Source organism: Clostridium sp. 'deep sea' (genome assembly GCF_014931565.1).
Taxonomy (GTDB): Bacteria; Bacillota; UBA994; order PWPR01; family PWPR01.
This window is the reverse complement of the sequence record NZ_CP063353.1, coordinates 703,284-720,104: the sequence shown is the minus strand read 5'-3', so window position 1 is coordinate 720,104 and position 16,821 is coordinate 703,284. Positions and strand designations below refer to the sequence as shown.

Here is a 16,821-nt window from a genome sequence, read left to right as displayed (position 1 = left end):
GGAGATTTATATGAAAAAATTGTTTAAATGCCCTGTATGTGAGAATAGTACTATTACATTTAAAGATAAGTTCAAAACTAACTATAGACTGAGAACTACTATCATTTGTAAGAAATGTGGTAGTGAATTAATAGAATCTAATTTGGCAGGAGTCGGAATTCTTATACATTGCTTGTTATGTATGACAGTGTTTTTTTTAGGTATGAAGCTATATATAGCTATAATACTTTATGTAATAACATTTTTACCAGCAATATATATTAATAAGTATTATGTACCTTTAATTAAATATAGAAAATAAGGACTTGTAGTTATACAAGAAACAATATTATTACAAATATTAAGAAATAGTAGAGACCAGCATGGCAAATTTGTGCAGGTCTTTTCTTTTAGTTGCTATAACTATACCTATGACCAAGCAGGCAGACAAAAAAACAAAACAGACAGTTATGGTACAACTACTTATAGCTACGATGCCGCAGGCAGAATAAAACAAGTAGAGGCTCCAGGCTATACAACAAGCTATGGCTACGATAAAGCAGGTAACAGACAAAATAGTGAGCAAATATATAAAACACAGCAACCAACTAAATATATAATTAAAAGTACCGAAGAAGAAGTTAAATACCTTAAAAAAACAAGCAACTACAGCTATTCATCAGCAAACCTACTACTACAACATGTAGAAAAAATGTATGATGAAGAGGGTAACGAGTTATTACGTAAAACAGTAAACTACCTCTATGACAATAACGGTAATCAGCTAAGCCAATACACTAGCTACGAACACCCCCATACAATTGTTTTAAGACAAATGACCAAAGGTAGTGTAGTAAACAAAGAGTCAACTGAAATAGATAAACTTATTGAAAGAACCAAAAACACTTTTGATGGTTTTAACAGACTCAAAAAAGTAGAGCGAATTGCCAATGGCGACCGCCATATAGTAACGTACACATATAACGGTGATGGATTACGTACCCAAAAAACAAGTAGTAGCCTAAGTAAACTAAACATTAAAAAAACAACCAACTACTACTATGATCGTCAGCATGTCATATTAGAAACCGATGAAAACGGTAATGAAAGTACAAGTTATGTAAGAGGAATTAACTATATTTCAAGCAAAAACAGCACAAATATTACCTATTTCCTATACAACGGTCATGGTGATGTAGTACAAACTGTTAGTAAAAATGGACAAGTTATTAACCAATACAATTACGATATATTTGGTAACTTAACACTTACCATTGAAACCGAAACAAATAACATAAAATACTCAGGTGAGTTTTATGATTATGAAACAGGACTTTATTATTTACGTGCTAGATACTACAACCCATATATAGGTAGATTCATAAGTGAAGATAGCTATTGGGGTGAGGATGTTAATCCATTAAGCCTTAACCTATATACCTATTGTGAAAATGACCCAATAAACTATATTGACCCTAGTGGGCATATAAAAGTAAAATCTGGTGATAGAGAAGTAGGAAATGCGAAAGTAGAAAATGGAGTATCTACTGGTAACCTAAGAGATGTAATAGAGGGTTTAGGTGGAAAAGTTGACTACGATGGAAGAACAAATACTGTTACAACCAAAATAAAAGGCAAAACTGTTACTTATGATCTCAATAAGATTAAAAATGGTGGTACTGCTAAAGCAGACGATGGAACAGAATTCTTTAGAACTATAGATGGAAGAGTACAAGTAAGAATTCGTGAAACTGCCCAAAATGCTGGGGCTGAAGTTCACTATAATAAAAAAGATGATTCAGTTTATGTACCTAAAAAAGGTGGTAGTAGTAGAAGAACTAGTAGTTCAGGTAGTTCGTCACATTCAAGTAGTCATGGATCATCATCATATACGGGTAGTCATTCAAAAACTAACAATGCTGTAGTTAAAGAAACAAATAGAATACTACAAAGGCAAGAAAAACCAGCTTACGATGCATCAGTTCAGGATATGCAGCGCAGACTGAATGAGTTAGGATATACAGATAATAATGGTAATGCATTATCTGAAAATGGATTATTTGATGAAACTACAGAGTATGCAGTAAATGCATTTAAAAATACAAACAAATTATGGAACCATAATCAGTATGCTGGTAAAGTGGGTAATACAACTCGTAATTTGCTGTACTCAAATAAAGCTGTTAAGAATGATATTAATAATACAGGTTCAAAGATAATAATCAAACTTGATGAAAAACAACTCCTTGAGGAGATGAAAAAAGCAGGGCTATATAAAGATCCAACATTAGAGTTTATTAAAAATATGGAGTTCTCTGAAGAAGCAAGAGAGAAAGATGCAGCAGTAAAGGCTATAATGGAACACTGGGATAATAATATCCCTGTGTATCAGCAAAAGGGATATGATTTTACAGACAAAGTAGTTGGAATTGAGATAAATGGTACAATTGTATTAGGAAACTATCGTTTTGATGCGGGAATTGGTCTATATATAGAACTAGACTTTCTTGATGTTTATGGTAGAGACAGAAAAATTGGAGAGTCTGTTGCAGTTGGTATACATTATGACAATGGAGTTACCATAAGTAGTTCAGGTAAACTTGTAAGTTTAGGAGGCGGTATTGGAGGAACCTTTGTATCTCAAGCTAAGAATGTTGAGGATTTGAATGGTATATCTAGTAAGACTACAGGCTATTTTTCTACGGGTACTAGTAGCTATGAGTTTAGCAGATCTTATGACAAGCGTAATCCAGAAAATGGACCTATAGCTAATAGTTTTGCTTTTAAGGGTGGACTTATCCCAGCTGAGTTTAGTGCAAGCGTGCAAAATTCTTACTATCATGTAAGTAGTGTTGATAATCTAGTGAAAAATGGTGAAGAGAATATTAGACATTATGGTGGTAGTGATATTAATAATGAATAAAGGAGCGTTTATATGAGTAATGAAGATAAAAAATTCTTTTTATTTATAATACCTGCCAGTTTATTGGGATTTATACTTGATGATAAAGTTTTCTCATTATATAAGCCATATGATAAAATTTTATTTATTGCTTACATTATTGTGGTAGGTATAATATTATTTAAGTATATTATAAGAAAAAATCCATGGTAATTGGAGGAAATAGATAATGTTCAAAAAAATAATAAGCATAGTAGTTGCAATCACTATAATGGTATATTTTTACCTATCTTCATCAGGAAAAATAAATCCAGAACAGTCAACCTCTTTTATTAATTATGCTGCTATTGGATTTACAGCTTTAACATTAATAGCACATGTAATTGATAAGAAAATTTCTAAGAAATAAAGTGTAAAAGACTAACATAAAAATATTGTGTTGGTCTTTTTTATCTTTCAATATTTATTAAATAACAGCAGTATAAACCGAAAAATAAAATGAGTTACCAAACAGACCATATAACAGAATTCTTTAGAACTACAGATGGAAGAGTACAAGTAAGAATTCGTGAGACTGCTCAAAATGCAGGGGCTGAAGTTCACTATAATAAAAAAGATGAATGGTTTTTCATGTAGTAAGCCTTAAAACTTTAGGTACACATAATAATGACAATTTCGGTAATAAATATTCTAGTAATAACGGATACTACAATTTAAATTAGGGAGGAAAACAATGAAAAACAATGATAAATTTTTTCACTATATGATACCTATGGGTGTTAGTCTTTTTTTATCTTTCAATATTTATTAAATAACAGTAATATAAACCGAAAAATAAAATGAGTTAGCAAACAGACCATATAATAGAATTATTTAGAAACAAAGATGGGTAAGAATACGAGAGACACAGAAATATTGGGGCTAATGTTAACTATAATAGTGTTTTACATTCCGTTATTGTTAAAAATGATAGTAGTAGTTTATTGATAATAAAGACTTAGATAATAAAATAGTAAGCAAAAACAGCAATAATAAAAGTGATTATGGCAATGAGGTGAACTATGAGTAAAATGAATCGCAATAAATTGATGATAGGGGGCTTTATAGTATTAACAGCTATTATTGTAGTAGTAATAATAGCTGTTACAAGTACCATGAAGCAAGACACTTTTAAAAATGTAATTAATCTTAATGAGATAAGTAATGTAAAAGTTAATGGAAATGTAAATAAAAAGTGGCTAATAACTAAAGAAGGTGTATTATATTGTGCTACTACAAAGGAAATAAACATAATTGATATTAATACTAAAAAAACGTTAAAGACAATAGGGTTACAGAATAAAATCAGTAACTTTAATGTAGTAAATAACAATGAGTATGTATACTTTGTAATAAATGATAATGAATTAGTAAAAATATATTTCAAAACATTAGAGCATAATTTGTTTGAATATGAAAGAGATTCTTTAATTAATCAAAATGTATTTTTATATAAAGACAAATTAGTTATGACAGGATATAAAATGTATCTTAAAGTTTTAGATTTAACTAAAAACGAAATAACATCAAATAAAGTAGATTTTTTCAGAGTTTCTAAAATCTATAACGATATATTATATTGCTGGGGAGAAGGAAATAGCATATATGCCTATGATATAAAAACGTTGAAATTAACTTGGAAATATGTTGAATCAACTAGTAGAACTAGCCCAGGAATTGGCTTTGGAAATAATAGTGTCTACTTTAATAATACTTATACTACACATATTCTTAATTCAAAAACAGGTAAGAAAATAAAGAGCTATAATCTACATGCCCAAGATATAGATTTAGTAGATGACAAAATGTTTACTGTAATATGGGGAGAAAGTATGTCAAGGGTAAGCCAGAATAATGGTGAAAAAATATGGACGAAAGCCATAAATAGATATGGATATTTTATTGATAATGACTATTTAATCGCTAATGACTATGATGATTATAGATTGAGACAGTTTGATATTAATAGTGGAGAATTAATATGGGAGAAAGCTTTTATTAATAGACTAATAGATAGCTTTAATAGGTATAAAAACTACTATGTTGGTAAAACATTTAGAGGTGGTATTCATGTTATAAACTCAGAAACAGGTCAAGAATTATGGCGTTATAAAACATATACTAGTGATGATGTTTCAAACTATCAGATATATCAAGACAAACTAATAATAACTGATGGTACTGATGAAATAAAGATTTTTCAGTTACCAGAATAAAAAGGTTATGTTGTGCAAAAGGCTAACATTGTTAAAATGTTAGTCTTTTATATTGTAATATTACACCTAAAAATATAATTAAAAGTACCGAAGAAGAAGTTAAATACCTAAAAAAACAAGCAACTACGGCTATTCATAAAAGGGTAACGAGGTATTACGTAAAACAGTAAACTACCTCTATGACAATAACGGTAATCAGCTAAGCCAATACACCAGCTACGAACACCCCCATACAATTGTTTTAAGACAAATGACCAAGGGTAGTGTAGTAAACAAAGAGTCAACTGAAATAGATAATCTTATTGAAAGAACCAAAAACACTTTTGATGGTTTTAACAGACTCAAAAAAGTAGAGCGAATTGCCAAGGGCGACCGCCATATAGTAACGTACACATATAACGGTGATGGATTACGTACTCAAAAAACAAGTAGTAGTCTAAGTAAACTAAACATTAAAAAAACAACCAACTACTACTATGATCGTCAGCATGTCATACTAGAAACCGATGAAAACGGTAATAAGAGTACAAGTTATGTAAGAGGAATTAACTATATTTCACGCAAAAACAGCACAAATATTACCTATTTCCTATACAACGGTCATGGTGATGTAGTACAAACTGTAAGTAAAGATGGACAAGTTATTAACCAATATAATTATGACATATTTGGTAACTTAACTTTAACCATTGAAACCTAAACAAATAACATAAAATACTCAGGTGAGTTTTATGATTATGAAACAGGACTTTATTACTTACGTGCTAGATACTACAACCCTTATATAGGTAGATTCATAAGTGAAGATAGCTATTGGGGTGAGGATGTTAATCCATTAAGCCTTAACTTATATACCTATTGTGAAAATGACCCAATTAACTATATTGACCCTAGTAGGCATTTAGCTATAACAGTAGGTGAAAGAGAAGTAGGGAATGCTAAGTATACTGGAAAAAGTACTACAGGTAATTTACGAGATGTAATTGAAGGTCTAGGTGGAAAAGTTGACTACGATGGCAAGACCAATACTGTTACAACAAGAATTGGCACAAAAACAGTTACTTATGATCTAAATAAAGTTAAAAATGGTGGTACTGCAAAAGCAGACGATGGAACAGAATTCTTTAGAACTACAGATGGAAGAGTACAAGTAAGAATTCGTGAGACTACCCAAAATGCTGGAGCTGAAGTTCACTATAATAAAAAAGATGATACAGTTTATGTACCTAAAAAAGGTGGTAGTAAACAAAGTAAATCTGTTCTTAGTGATAAGGAGATATTAGATAAGTACAATGTAGGAAATGAATACTCAAAAGAGTTCCAGAAAAAGGTTATTGAACATCATAATAAAACAGGAGAGTCTCCTGAAACCTTATTTAAGAATATAGCTAATCCTGAAGTACAAGGATCAAACGGTATTAACAAAGGAAGACCATATGTCTGTATTAGCATAAACAGAGTTATCTTACAAATATAAAAAATAAAGATACAGATAAGGCATATGCTAGATTACGAGCTATTGATACAATAAGGCAGAAAGAAGAATACAAAGGTAAATATGATTTCAGTGATGATGATGGTAATTGTGTAAGTACGTATACTTACCATAATAAGAAGATAGAGTCTAAAATATCTATTAGTAAAAATATAAAGCCATCTACGGGTATGGCATTGGTTGGAGCATTTATTACAATATTTAGTTCAGCTCCCCCTCCATATAATATCTTGGGCTATATGTTGTCAGTTGGGGTGAAAGATGATTTAGCTGAACCAAATACTGATTTTTCAGTATCTAATGCAATAGATGGTGCGCTCTTGGGTTTATCTCAGATTAAATTTAAAGACAAAAATTTTACAAAGGTTTTTACTAGAAAATTTTCAAGATTAGGGTTCATTAAAAGTACTTATGAATCTATTAGTAGATCTAAAGAGTTAGTCGATTATGAAGATATGGCTATAACCATAGAAAAAGACGGTATATATGATACACAAAGATATAGATTTGATCCTACAGGAAAGTTATTTAGTAAGACAGATATATCAGTTTATAGTTTAGGTATACCACCTAATCCTATAAGTAGAGGTCAAGATGTTCCTATACCTGATATTACGTTAGCTACGGGTGAAAAGTATTATTTTAATAATAAAAATTAGAGGAGGTTTTATATAAATAAAATGTTTAAATGCCCTGTATGTGGTAAGAACACTATATCATTTAGTGATAAGTTTAAGACTGATTACAAAGTTAAAACAACAATAACATGTAGAAATTGTAATAGTGAACTAATAGAATCAAGTTTGGGTATGATACAAGTAATTATTGATGGATTGGTAGGTTTAGGTATATTTTTAAGCAACATGAATATTCTTATAAAAATTATGTTATTTGGTATAAGCTTTATAATAATTTTGCTTATTGGAACATATGTCACTCCTATAGTTAAATACAAAAAATGATATTATTTATGTCTGAATATGGATTTAAATAATAGCTAAAAGTTAAAAATTTTTAAGACCATATTACAAGAATATTGATCTTTAAATATAAATTTAGATTAAAAGTTTAAATGAATTTTGTAATGAGGTGTTATTAAGTCTAAACCCAGTTACAGATGTAGTAAGTGATATATATTACATTGCTTGAGGGGTGTTAAGGATGATACTGAGAAAGTAGTAATGGGTGTATGGATGTTGGTTACACCTGGCTTAGCAGAAACTGGAATAAAGTATTACTCAGGTAAAATAAAACAATTTTTAGAATCACCTGCTGGTAAAGACCTAATTAAAAAGGGTGAAAACTTAGTAGATGGCATAAAGAAATTCCTAAAAGAAGAAACAGGGTCAATAAAGCTTGGTAAAGAAGTAGTAGATGAAACAGTTGAAAAATTGAGGCAATAACTAAGCACATAGTTGATGATGCTGGTAACGTTGTTGAGGAGACGAGTAATGGTCTCGATGGTGTGAGAATTATCAACAAGAAATATGCTGATGATGTCTTCGAGTTATCTGGTGACCTTGCGAAGAAGTATCCCGATGGTGTAAAGTTTAATAGTGATGGATTCCCTGATTTTAGCCCTTACAAAGACAATAAAAGTTGATGTAATGCAAGGTGATGCATATTATGATTTCATTAAAGCAAATCAAGCGGCTGGATATAAGTCAACACCAAAAGGATATACGTGGCATCATGTTGAAGATGGAACTACAATGATGTTAGTACCAACAGACTTGCATAAAACCGTTAGACATACTGGCGGGGCATCATTAATAAGAAAAGGTATAAGACCTTAGAAAGGATGGGGAAATTATATGATACCAAATATAGTTCATAGAGATATCTTTTGGGAAGGAAAGCTTCTCCTAGATAATTGGAATGACTTTTATAGAGAAGAAATACAGTTAACGTTAAATATTGGTGGCGACAGCATTATTGATGAAGTTACAGAAATTCATGAGTTAGGCTATAGTTATCTGATTTCTGAGCAAAAAGAAATACTAGAGATTATTTTAAATGCTGTATTTGAGCAGTATTCATCATGGCAGGATGAGTATGATTATGACGAGGATGAGAAGGTTACTTTTATGCCTGATATCTCGAATGCCACAGATTTAAAACCTTTAATATATCCAGAGAAAGTATTGATCATGGATGTCGAAGTTGAAAAGATGCCATACATTGGAGTTCAATTTAGATGTAAATGGGACGAAGAACATGGTCTTGGCATAATGCTGTATAAAGATAGAGTTGTAGAAGTTGGTGGTGCAGATACAGCTTTCATGACGTGGATAGCAGAAGAAGATAAAGAAAAAATGTAATAACAAGAGAGCTGACAGATTATTCAATAGTTTGTCAGCTTTTCTAGGATATCCGTCAAATAGTGTGGGTCAGAAAATAATAGAGTAATTGCAAGGCTGTTTTACTGAAAAGTAAGGCAGCCTTAAATATTAGAATAAAGCATTTTTTGAGTAATAAAAATTCTAGTTTTGAACCAAAAGAAACTTTTGTGCCAAAAGCAATGCGTTTAATAACCTTAATTTTACCAATTAAACCTTCTAATTTACCATTTGAAAGAGGATGAGCAAAAGAGTTTTTAATAAAGGATAGGTACCTTTTATAAGAATTAATAGATGTAATCAAATATTTAGAGATATTATCATCAAGATTACTTATATAGTATTCACATCTCAATATCATTGGTAGAGATTGCATAATGTAAGTTATGATACAAATAGTAATTAGCTTTAAGCTCCTTAGACTTATCTAAATAAAGGGAGTGTAAGATAAAGTGTGTAAATCAGAATTAAATCTGATATCACACTTTTTTTTAGTAAAGACTACAAAGCATTTACTTCTAAGTATATGGAGCAGCTAGTTTAAAGACTGCTGAGGCTGAATTTGAGAAGTTTAAACAAGCTTGGAGTAGCTGACGGGTGGTCCTGATTACAATAATTACTCAATTCTATTTTACAATTTACAATAAGCAACATTTCACAGTTAAACATTTTTACGCTACAGTGAAAACGGTGTTATGAATCAAATTTATTTAACTATAAAAAAATTAAAGACTGAGCTTTGTTTCGGGAGTGTAAGATAAAGTGTGTAAATCAGAATTAAATCTGATGGCACACTTTTTTTTTATCTGCTAAGTGTGCTACACTCATGAAAGGATACAAAGGATGGTAAAAAAAATAATGGCATCAAGAAAACAAAGAAACAGAAAGTCAAATGCAATTGTAGAAGCAATCATGAAAGAGTATGCACCTAAAACTCAAGAAGATATCCAAGAAGCTATTAAGGATGTATTTGCTCCAATATTTGAATCAATGCTGCAAGGAGAAATGGATAGTCATCTAGGATATAAATCGAATGAGAGAAGTAGTAAAGATATTAAAAATCGCAGGAATGGCTATGGTAAGAAGAATGTAAAAACAACTCATGGAGAAATATCTATTGAAGTTCCACGTGACAGAGAATCAAGCTTCGACCCACAAATTATTCCTAAGCGAACAAGAGACGTCAGTGGTATTGAAGATAAAGTACTAGCTATGTATGCAAGAGGTATGAGTCAGCGTGATATTTCCGCAACAATCAATGATATTTATGGTTTCGAAATATCTCACGAAAAAATCTCTACAATTACGGATCGTGTCTTAGAAGAAGTTTCAGAATGGCAGAATAGACCGTTAAAGAAATTTTATACATTCTTGTTCGTTGATTGTATGTATGTCTCTGTTAAAAAAGAATATGAAACTAAGAGTTATGCTGTTTATACAATTCTTGGATATGATGTAGATGGTAAAAAAGGCCTGTTAGGATTGTGGCTCAACGAAACAGAGAGTAAGCATGTTTGGATGCAAATATTCGATGAAATTAAAACGAGAGGAGTTAAAGACATATTATTTATTTCTATGGATGGTGTATCGGGATTAGAAGCTGGAGCTAAGGCGATCTTTAAAGATGTTGTAGTACAACGATGTATTGTTCATTTAATCAGAAATTCTATTAAATATGTCCCAAGTAAAGACTACAAAGCATTTACTGCTCATTTGAAGAAAGTATATGGAGCAGCCAGTTTAAAGACTGCTGAGGCTGAATTTGAGAAGTTTAAACAAGCTTGGAGTAGCTACCCAGGTGCTGTTGATGTATGGATTCGAAACTGGAGTCATGTGGAACAATTATTTAATTACGGTGGTGCAGTAAGAAAAGTTATGTACACTACCAATGCAGTTGAAAGTATAAATGCAAGTTTTAGAAAGGTAACAAAGAAAGGTTCATTTCCAAGTGAAAATGCATTGTTAAAAGTCCTATACCTTAGGGTTACTGAGCTCTATAAAAAATGGAATGATCGACCGGTAAATAATTGGGCAATGGTTAGAAATCAACTGTCTATAAATGAAAATATGCAAGCACGAATAATGAAATACGAACGCAGATAGAAGAAACACCATTGAGTTTGATAAGCTTGTTCTTAAGATTTTCGTAGATGGATAAAAGATTAATAGTTTAACATCAATGGCATTACCAGGAATAAACTACTATATTATTTATAATATACTATTTAATTAATCTTAAAAAATTGGATCAATAAATTATACTTATAAAAAATCAGTGGTCAAATAAATGATCACTGATCCAAAATTAAATAAATTTACACACTTTATTTGACAAACCCGCTGTTTCTGACATAAATAGAAGTAATCTAAATATAGTTTTTGCACTATACAAAGGAGCCTTGCTTCGCGTTTCTTTTTTATATTTTTTTAGATAAAATCACAACCCATAATATGTAACAATTGCTTATATAATAATAAGTATGTATAAATACAGGTGACTATCTGGAGCATATTCTTTTTATGCAACACTAGTAACTTATTTACATCTTCTTATGCAACGCTAGTATATCTTTTTTATTTTATATGATTATATGCAATGCAAGTAAATTATAACAAATTAATTAATTATAAAATTAGCAGGAAATAATTAATATTTATCGAATTGATATTCACAATTAAGCTTTTAGTGAATGATTTAGTTATTATAGACAGGAGAATGAAAATGACTACATCTAGTAAAAAATTTGTAAACGAAATAACCGATAGGGAGAAAAATTTTGCCCAATGGTATACTGATGTGATAAGAAAAACAAAATTAGTAGATTATTCACCAGTAAAAGGGTTCATGGTTATAAGACCTTATGGATATGAGATATGGGAGGGGATACAGCTCTATGTTAATGAAAAATTAAAAAAGACGGGGCATAAGAACTGTTATTTTCCACTGCTAATTCCAGAGAGTTTGCTGAATAAAGAAAAAGAACACGTAAATGGCTTTTCACCTGAGGTAGCTTGGGTAACTCATGGTGGAGATAATGAGTTAAGTGAAAGGTTGTGTATAAGACCAACATCTGAAGCTATCGTATGTTCAATGTACGCTAAATGGCTCTCTTCTTACAGGGATTTACCATATCTCTATAATCAATGGTGCTCAGTAGTGAGATGGGAGAAGACCACGAGACCATTTCTAAGAACATCAGAATTCTTATGGCAAGAAGGGCATACTTTACATCAAACAGAGGAAGAAGCCTGTGAAGAAGCTTTACTTATTTTAGATATTTACAAAAAAATGGCAGCGGATCTCTTAGCTATACCCATGGTAGTTGGTGAAAAATCTGAGAGAGAAAAATTTGCTGGAGCTAAATCTACATATACAATGGAAGCCCTAATGTATGACGGAAAAGCATTACAGTCTGGAACTACACATCATTTAGCTCAGAACTTTTCCAACGCATTTAATATAACTTATCAAGCTAAGAGTGGTGAACTTAAAAATCCTTATCAAACTTCTTGGGGGATTTCCACAAGATTAATCGGAGCTTTAATAATGGTGCACGGTGATAACAGAGGTCTTGTTTTACCGCCTAAAGTAGCTCCAATTCAAGTAGTTATAGTACCTATTGCCCAGAAAAAACCCAAAGTCTTAACAAAGGCTACCTATGTTTATAATAAGATTAAAGAAAAAGGTAATAGAGTAAAACTTGATAGCGATATCAATACATCTTCTGGCTGGAAGTTTAATGAATATGAAATGAAAGGTATTCCATTAAGAGTTGAAGTTGGTCCAAGAGATATTGAAAAAAATGTCGTACAAGTAGTTAGAAGAGACAATTTAGAAAAAATAACTGTTTCAATAGATAGTATTGAAGACAGAATACCATTACTATTACAAGAAGTACAGGAATCAATGTTTAATAAGGCTCAAGATAATCTACATCATAAAACATTTACATTTAATAACTATCAAGATTTTAAAAGCAAAATAGATAGTTCTGGTGGATTTGGCAAAGGCATGTGGTGTGGAGACAAATCTTGTGAAGAGAAAATTAAAGAAAATACCAGCGCTACAATACGCTGTATTCCTTTTGAACAAGAAGATTTAGGTAAATATTGTCATTTTTGTGGCAAAAAAGCAAAATGTATGGTTTACTTAGCTAAGTCATATTAGTTTTATATTACTTATATTAGCTAGTGATTTAAGCATTAATTATTTCATTTATAAGCAAGGAAAATGGCAAGATGAGTCTTGCCAACTCCCAAAGATCTAAAGAACAAAATATTCTCAGTTTCCTCAATAAACCTTAGAGTCGCTAGATCATAGATCTGTTTTTTGTTTATAGATGGTTGAAATTAAAAGTTAAAATCAGATAACTCTTTCTCAAAAGGAAAAGCTGAAACTCTTATTTGGATTCTAGAAGCACGTTTATTTCGAAAGGCTAACTCGCTATTTCTAGCTCATTTTTAAGAATATTAATAATATCAGAAATCTAATGTACTTTTAGAAAATTATTTACAATATCTTTTTCATTAATCAGTTTTACTACGTTTAAATATCTTTGAAAAATTTATCTTTTCAATCCTAAAATATTTATTTACTAATATTGAAACAATTATCCCAATAATAGTATCTATTACTCTAAGAACTGCATATTCAAATGCTGTAACATTTTTTAGGTTTACCATAATTGCGATTAATACTATACATGATATCACTACAGATCCTTTTTTATCTAACAAATTACAAATGTATATTACTAAAACAATTCCCAAAGCACATATTGCTGGGGTATTGCCAAATAATACTGATAACAAATATCCAACTATACCACCTACTATAGTTCCTATTACTCTATTTTTGCCTATAATAAATGAGTTTTCAACTGAATTTTGCATACATATTACTGCTGCTATACACGCATAAAAGGGATATGGTTGTTTTAAAATATCACATAAAATTATACAAATAAAAACTGAGATTGCTGTCTTTAGATTTCTAGCACCTATTTTTAACATTAGATATTTATCCTATCATTTAATTTTTATTATTCTATTATAATTATTTTTGTTTACTATTTCAAAGTATTTAGTGATAATTTTTTTATATTTAATAAATACTTAAAAGTATAAATTGTAAAACTACTATTATTTAAAACAAAGTAAATTATTTAAATGGTAAAAATTTTGAGTAAGAAAAATAGTATATCTTTATTTAGGTAATTTTCTTTGGCAGTTTTATTGGAGAACTAGATGAAATAGGTCAGCATATAAAAGTAAACACTTTTTGCAAGGCATGCAAGCGGTGTTTTTTCTTTTAAATATTCATTATAAAAATTTTGATTTTTCGCCTCATTTTCAATCTCCATTTATTATAAATAAATAGAGTGTTTACTGCTTATTTTTACTTGCTGTTATTTCTTGCCTGCGATTTTTTTAAACTCACCAGGAAGAATACCTTTTGCTTTTCTAAAAAGATCCGCAAAGCGTCCAGCGTTGCGGTAACCAACTGCGTCTGCTACCTGACAAATAGACAAGTTTGTATATGTTAAAAGATGTTCAGCCTGACCGATACGGCAGTTCTGGATATACTCGGTTATGGTACAGTTATTGTATGCTTTGAAGCAGCTTTTTAATTTAGTTGTTCCCATACGCGCTATTTTAGCTAGTAGCTCAAGCGATAGTTTATCTGCATAATGATTGTTTATATAAGCACAAACGCTTTTAATCATCTCTTTGTCTTGTTTCGATATCTTAATTTTTTTTACAGAATTCAGCTTCATATGCCTCTCAAATACTAGTGAAAGAGCTTCTGCCGCCTTTGCTTCAAAAAAAAGCTCTGCAGAAATACCTTTTCCTCTATAGTTTTTTACTTGATTTAATAGCAATACCATTTCGTGAAAATCCGAAGTCTCATCAATACACCTAAAAGCATCCTGAGGGCTTTGATACTGATTACTGTAATTTGCCTTTAGGTATTTTTCATAATACTCTGGTTCATATTCAATGCCGATTGATTTAATTGGTATTTTTTTATGTATTAGTGCGTTGAATGGTTTGTATCCTCCCAGAAAGCTTTTAACTACATTACAGTTCAACCTTTTGTATGGGTTGAGTTCTTCACCTAAAACAGACTCATAATAGGTGGTACTAAGGCATTCAGGCACACTCATATCAATCAAAGAATCCTTGTGCATGTAAAAATCATGTATTTTTATATTAAAGTGCTTTCCTGAATCAAAAATCCAAAAATAACCTTTTCCGATGGAGCTATGTAGTTTCCAGCATTTACCATTGTTTGGAAGCTGACTTGGAGTGTCGCAGGGGATAAATTTTTCTTTTGTAAGTTTTGGCTCGTAATATTCGTAAACAATTCCTTTCATTAGCTCCTCCAATATACAAATTAGACGTTTATTTATCACAAATAGACGATAAATGTGTGAAGTAATTGTAACATATTTATTTTTGTAATACAATGCTTTTGCTAGTTCACGATAACTAAAATATAGATTGTAGAGAGGAGTAATTATTATGCAAACAATCAATAATCAAAGCAAAAAGCTTACTGTTAGAGACCTTGTAACAACAGGCATTTTTAGTGCAGTATTCTTTGTATTTACAATGATCGGAGGAATGTTTTTTGTACCGAATCCTGTACTAACATTTGTTATGCCATGTGCAGTAGCACTTCTTACTGGGCCTGCATATCTTTTGCTTGTAGCAAAGGTGCCTAAACACGGTCCAATTATTATACTTGGGGTACTCATGGGCTTTTTAACATTTTTAACAGGTATGTATTGGATGTGGAGTATTTTCTATATAGTATTGAGTGTTATTGCTAATTTTATTGCAGGCACTAAAAGTTTTAAGAGCATGAAACTCAATATTTTAAGCTTTTTGGTGTTTTCTATGAACCCCATGGGATCCTATATGATGCTTTGGATTAACAAGAAAAATTACTTTAAGTATATGGTCAGCAAGGGAGCTGAGCAGGTATATGTTAACACAATGGGTACAGCCGCCCAGGGATGGATGTTACCTGCTATGATTATTTCAATTATTATTGCAGGACTTATTAGTGCTTTTATTGGAAAAGCAATGTTAAAAAAACACTTTGAGAAAGCAGGAATGACAGCATGAGTTTTTTTCAGTTAAAAACTGATAAAAAGAGGATAGGTCTTATTAAACTTAATTCTCGTACACTGCTTTTTTTGCTTTTAATTGTAAATATAGCAGTGTTTCTGATGCCATCGGTGATAGGTGAAATTATGCTGATGGCAATGATTATTACCCTTGCTTTGCTTTGTGGTGTTTTTGGCTTTTCACTTAAGTTAGGAGCTATTTACTTTCTCCTACTTGGGTTGGATTATTTAATAACAATATGTTTAGGTGATACTTATTTAATATACATAGCCTTAACATTTCGCTTTATGCGAAAAGTGTTTCCTGCTGCAATGATTAGTGCAATTCTTATTATGACAACAAGTGTTGGGGAGTTTATGGCATGCCTTACAAAAATGAAAGTACCAAAATCCATTATGATTCCGCTCACTGTTTTGCTTAGATATTTTCCAGCGGTAGCAGAGGATCGTCAGGCAATTAAAAAGGCAATGGCATTGCGGGGACTTAATGGCTGTTTTACTAAACACCCTATAAGAAGTGTGGAATGTTTGTATGTTCCACTAATGATGTCGGCGTCACGACGTGCTGATGAGCTTTCAAGCGCGGCAGTAACGAGAGGAATAGAAAATCCCAAGCCACGAACAAGTATTGAAGACGTACGTTTTCATTTTGTAGACTTGTTTTGTACACTTTTTGCAACCTGTTTTGTTATGTTTTGCGTTTGGGGGATTTAGT

General features: G+C 31.1%; 20 protein-coding genes. 16 read left to right on the top strand and 4 right to left on the bottom strand.

Translation table 11 applies throughout. The features are described 5' to 3' along the window. The first annotated feature begins 10 nt into the window (after positions 1 to 10). The 12 genes from IMX26_RS03490 (at position 11) to IMX26_RS03430 (ending at position 8,952) form a co-directional block, all read left to right on the top strand. Positions 11 to 301, top strand: coding sequence for a hypothetical protein (locus tag IMX26_RS03490; RefSeq protein WP_195160307.1), 291 nt, complete (start codon positions 11 to 13; stop codon positions 299 to 301). 72 nt (positions 302 to 373) lie between these two features. Beyond that, entirely contained in the window at positions 374 to 2,902 is a 2,529-nt protein-coding gene (locus IMX26_RS03485; RefSeq protein ID WP_195160306.1) for an RHS repeat-associated core domain-containing protein, read from the top strand. Positions 2,903 to 2,914: 12 nt separating this feature from the next. After that, on the top strand, positions 2,915 to 3,094 hold the full coding sequence (locus IMX26_RS03480; protein ID WP_195160305.1) for a hypothetical protein: 180 nt from the start codon (positions 2,915 to 2,917) through the stop codon (positions 3,092 to 3,094). 16 nt (positions 3,095 to 3,110) lie between these two features. Beyond that, entirely contained in the window at positions 3,111 to 3,290 is a 180-nt protein-coding gene (locus IMX26_RS03475; protein WP_195160304.1) for a hypothetical protein, read from the top strand. Between the two features lie 89 nt (positions 3,291 to 3,379). Continuing rightward, positions 3,380 to 3,517 carry a hypothetical protein gene (locus IMX26_RS03470; protein ID WP_195160303.1) on the top strand — a complete coding sequence of 46 codons (138 nt, stop codon included), beginning with the start codon at positions 3,380 to 3,382 and terminating at the stop codon, positions 3,515 to 3,517. Positions 3,518 to 3,942: 425 nt separating this feature from the next. Beyond that, positions 3,943 to 5,136, top strand: coding sequence for a PQQ-binding-like beta-propeller repeat protein (locus IMX26_RS03465; protein ID WP_195160302.1), 1,194 nt, complete (start codon positions 3,943 to 3,945; stop codon positions 5,134 to 5,136). A gap of 250 nt (positions 5,137 to 5,386) precedes the next feature. Beyond that, the gene (locus tag IMX26_RS03460; RefSeq protein ID WP_195160301.1) at positions 5,387 to 5,836 is read left to right on the top strand and encodes a hypothetical protein; all 450 of its coding nucleotides are present in this window, start codon (positions 5,387 to 5,389) and stop codon (positions 5,834 to 5,836) included. A 965-nt stretch (positions 5,837 to 6,801) separates the two neighbouring features. Continuing rightward, positions 6,802 to 7,290 carry a hypothetical protein gene (locus IMX26_RS03450; RefSeq protein WP_195160300.1) on the top strand — a complete coding sequence of 163 codons (489 nt, stop codon included), beginning with the start codon at positions 6,802 to 6,804 and terminating at the stop codon, positions 7,288 to 7,290. Between the two features lie 21 nt (positions 7,291 to 7,311). Further along, positions 7,312 to 7,593, top strand: a complete 282-nt coding sequence (locus IMX26_RS03445) for a hypothetical protein (RefSeq protein ID WP_195160299.1) — start codon at positions 7,312 to 7,314, stop codon at positions 7,591 to 7,593. A gap of 183 nt (positions 7,594 to 7,776) precedes the next feature. Next, entirely contained in the window at positions 7,777 to 8,034 is a 258-nt protein-coding gene (locus IMX26_RS03440) for a hypothetical protein (RefSeq protein ID WP_195160298.1), read from the top strand. 156 nt (positions 8,035 to 8,190) lie between these two features. Continuing rightward, positions 8,191 to 8,427 (top strand): HNH endonuclease, encoded by a 237-nt coding sequence (locus tag IMX26_RS03435; RefSeq protein WP_195160297.1) that lies wholly within the window; start codon positions 8,191 to 8,193, stop codon positions 8,425 to 8,427. A gap of 18 nt (positions 8,428 to 8,445) precedes the next feature. Then, on the top strand, positions 8,446 to 8,952 hold the full coding sequence (locus tag IMX26_RS03430; RefSeq protein ID WP_195160296.1) for a hypothetical protein: 507 nt from the start codon (positions 8,446 to 8,448) through the stop codon (positions 8,950 to 8,952). A 55-nt stretch (positions 8,953 to 9,007) separates the two neighbouring features. Here IMX26_RS03430 and IMX26_RS03425 read toward each other — a convergent pair whose 3' ends face one another. Next, positions 9,008 to 9,331: a transposase gene (locus IMX26_RS03425; protein ID WP_195160295.1), complete on the bottom strand. Its 324-nt coding sequence runs from the start codon at positions 9,329 to 9,331 to the stop codon at positions 9,008 to 9,010. A gap of 497 nt (positions 9,332 to 9,828) precedes the next feature. Here IMX26_RS03425 and IMX26_RS03420 point away from each other — a divergent pair, with 497 nt between their 5' ends. Both IMX26_RS03420 and proS read left to right on the top strand, forming a co-directional pair. Then, positions 9,829 to 11,073, top strand: coding sequence for an IS256 family transposase (locus IMX26_RS03420; protein WP_195161332.1), 1,245 nt, complete (start codon positions 9,829 to 9,831; stop codon positions 11,071 to 11,073). 619 nt (positions 11,074 to 11,692) lie between these two features. After that, the gene (gene proS, locus IMX26_RS03415) at positions 11,693 to 13,138 is read left to right on the top strand and encodes a proline--tRNA ligase (protein ID WP_195160294.1); all 1,446 of its coding nucleotides are present in this window, start codon (positions 11,693 to 11,695) and stop codon (positions 13,136 to 13,138) included. Between the two features lie 44 nt (positions 13,139 to 13,182). Here proS and IMX26_RS18065 read toward each other — a convergent pair whose 3' ends face one another. From IMX26_RS18065 to IMX26_RS03400, 3 genes are all read right to left on the bottom strand, one after another. Continuing rightward, positions 13,183 to 13,308, bottom strand: a complete 126-nt coding sequence (locus tag IMX26_RS18065) for an ATP-binding protein (RefSeq protein ID WP_195161331.1) — start codon at positions 13,306 to 13,308, stop codon at positions 13,183 to 13,185. 189 nt (positions 13,309 to 13,497) lie between these two features. Beyond that, positions 13,498 to 13,983 (bottom strand): aromatic acid exporter family protein, encoded by a 486-nt coding sequence (locus tag IMX26_RS03405; protein ID WP_195160293.1) that lies wholly within the window; start codon positions 13,981 to 13,983, stop codon positions 13,498 to 13,500. Between the two features lie 395 nt (positions 13,984 to 14,378). Beyond that, the gene (locus tag IMX26_RS03400) at positions 14,379 to 15,347 is read right to left on the bottom strand and encodes an AraC family transcriptional regulator (RefSeq protein ID WP_195160292.1); all 969 of its coding nucleotides are present in this window, start codon (positions 15,345 to 15,347) and stop codon (positions 14,379 to 14,381) included. 148 nt (positions 15,348 to 15,495) lie between these two features. Here IMX26_RS03400 and IMX26_RS03395 point away from each other — a divergent pair, with 148 nt between their 5' ends. Both IMX26_RS03395 and IMX26_RS03390 read left to right on the top strand, forming a co-directional pair. Continuing rightward, positions 15,496 to 16,104: an MptD family putative ECF transporter S component gene (locus tag IMX26_RS03395; RefSeq protein ID WP_195160291.1), complete on the top strand. Its 609-nt coding sequence runs from the start codon at positions 15,496 to 15,498 to the stop codon at positions 16,102 to 16,104. Further along, entirely contained in the window at positions 16,101 to 16,820 is a 720-nt protein-coding gene (locus IMX26_RS03390) for an energy-coupling factor transporter transmembrane component T (protein WP_195160290.1), read from the top strand. Before IMX26_RS03395 ends, IMX26_RS03390 begins: the two co-directional genes overlap by 4 nt. The last annotated feature ends 1 nt before the right edge of the window (position 16,821 follow it).

Excerpts from the sequence above, each read along its gene's own strand:
- IMX26_RS03450 (WP_195160300.1), top strand. The coding sequence starts at position 6,802 with ATGGCATTGGTTGGAGCATTTATTACAATATTTAGTTCAGCTCCCCCT.
- IMX26_RS03480 (WP_195160305.1), top strand. The coding sequence starts at position 2,915 with ATGAGTAATGAAGATAAAAAATTCTTTTTATTTATAATACCTGCCAGT.
- IMX26_RS03425 (WP_195160295.1), bottom strand. The coding sequence starts at position 9,331 with ATGATATTGAGATGTGAATACTATATAAGTAATCTTGATGATAATATC.
- IMX26_RS03405 (WP_195160293.1), bottom strand. The coding sequence starts at position 13,983 with ATGTTAAAAATAGGTGCTAGAAATCTAAAGACAGCAATCTCAGTTTTT.
- IMX26_RS03470 (WP_195160303.1), top strand. The coding sequence starts at position 3,380 with ATGAGTTACCAAACAGACCATATAACAGAATTCTTTAGAACTACAGAT.
- IMX26_RS03460 (WP_195160301.1), top strand. The coding sequence starts at position 5,387 with ATGACCAAGGGTAGTGTAGTAAACAAAGAGTCAACTGAAATAGATAAT.
- IMX26_RS03445 (WP_195160299.1), top strand. The coding sequence starts at position 7,312 with ATGTTTAAATGCCCTGTATGTGGTAAGAACACTATATCATTTAGTGAT.
- IMX26_RS03430 (WP_195160296.1), top strand. The coding sequence starts at position 8,446 with ATGATACCAAATATAGTTCATAGAGATATCTTTTGGGAAGGAAAGCTT.
- IMX26_RS03400 (WP_195160292.1), bottom strand. The coding sequence starts at position 15,347 with ATGAAAGGAATTGTTTACGAATATTACGAGCCAAAACTTACAAAAGAA.
- proS (WP_195160294.1), top strand. The coding sequence starts at position 11,693 with ATGACTACATCTAGTAAAAAATTTGTAAACGAAATAACCGATAGGGAG.
- IMX26_RS03390 (WP_195160290.1), top strand. The coding sequence starts at position 16,101 with ATGAGTTTTTTTCAGTTAAAAACTGATAAAAAGAGGATAGGTCTTATT.
- IMX26_RS03465 (WP_195160302.1), top strand. The coding sequence starts at position 3,943 with ATGAGTAAAATGAATCGCAATAAATTGATGATAGGGGGCTTTATAGTA.
- IMX26_RS03435 (WP_195160297.1), top strand. The coding sequence starts at position 8,191 with ATGGATTCCCTGATTTTAGCCCTTACAAAGACAATAAAAGTTGATGTA.
- IMX26_RS03475 (WP_195160304.1), top strand. The coding sequence starts at position 3,111 with ATGTTCAAAAAAATAATAAGCATAGTAGTTGCAATCACTATAATGGTA.
- IMX26_RS03420 (WP_195161332.1), top strand. The coding sequence starts at position 9,829 with ATGGCATCAAGAAAACAAAGAAACAGAAAGTCAAATGCAATTGTAGAA.
- IMX26_RS03490 (WP_195160307.1), top strand. The coding sequence starts at position 11 with ATGAAAAAATTGTTTAAATGCCCTGTATGTGAGAATAGTACTATTACA.
- IMX26_RS03395 (WP_195160291.1), top strand. The coding sequence starts at position 15,496 with ATGCAAACAATCAATAATCAAAGCAAAAAGCTTACTGTTAGAGACCTT.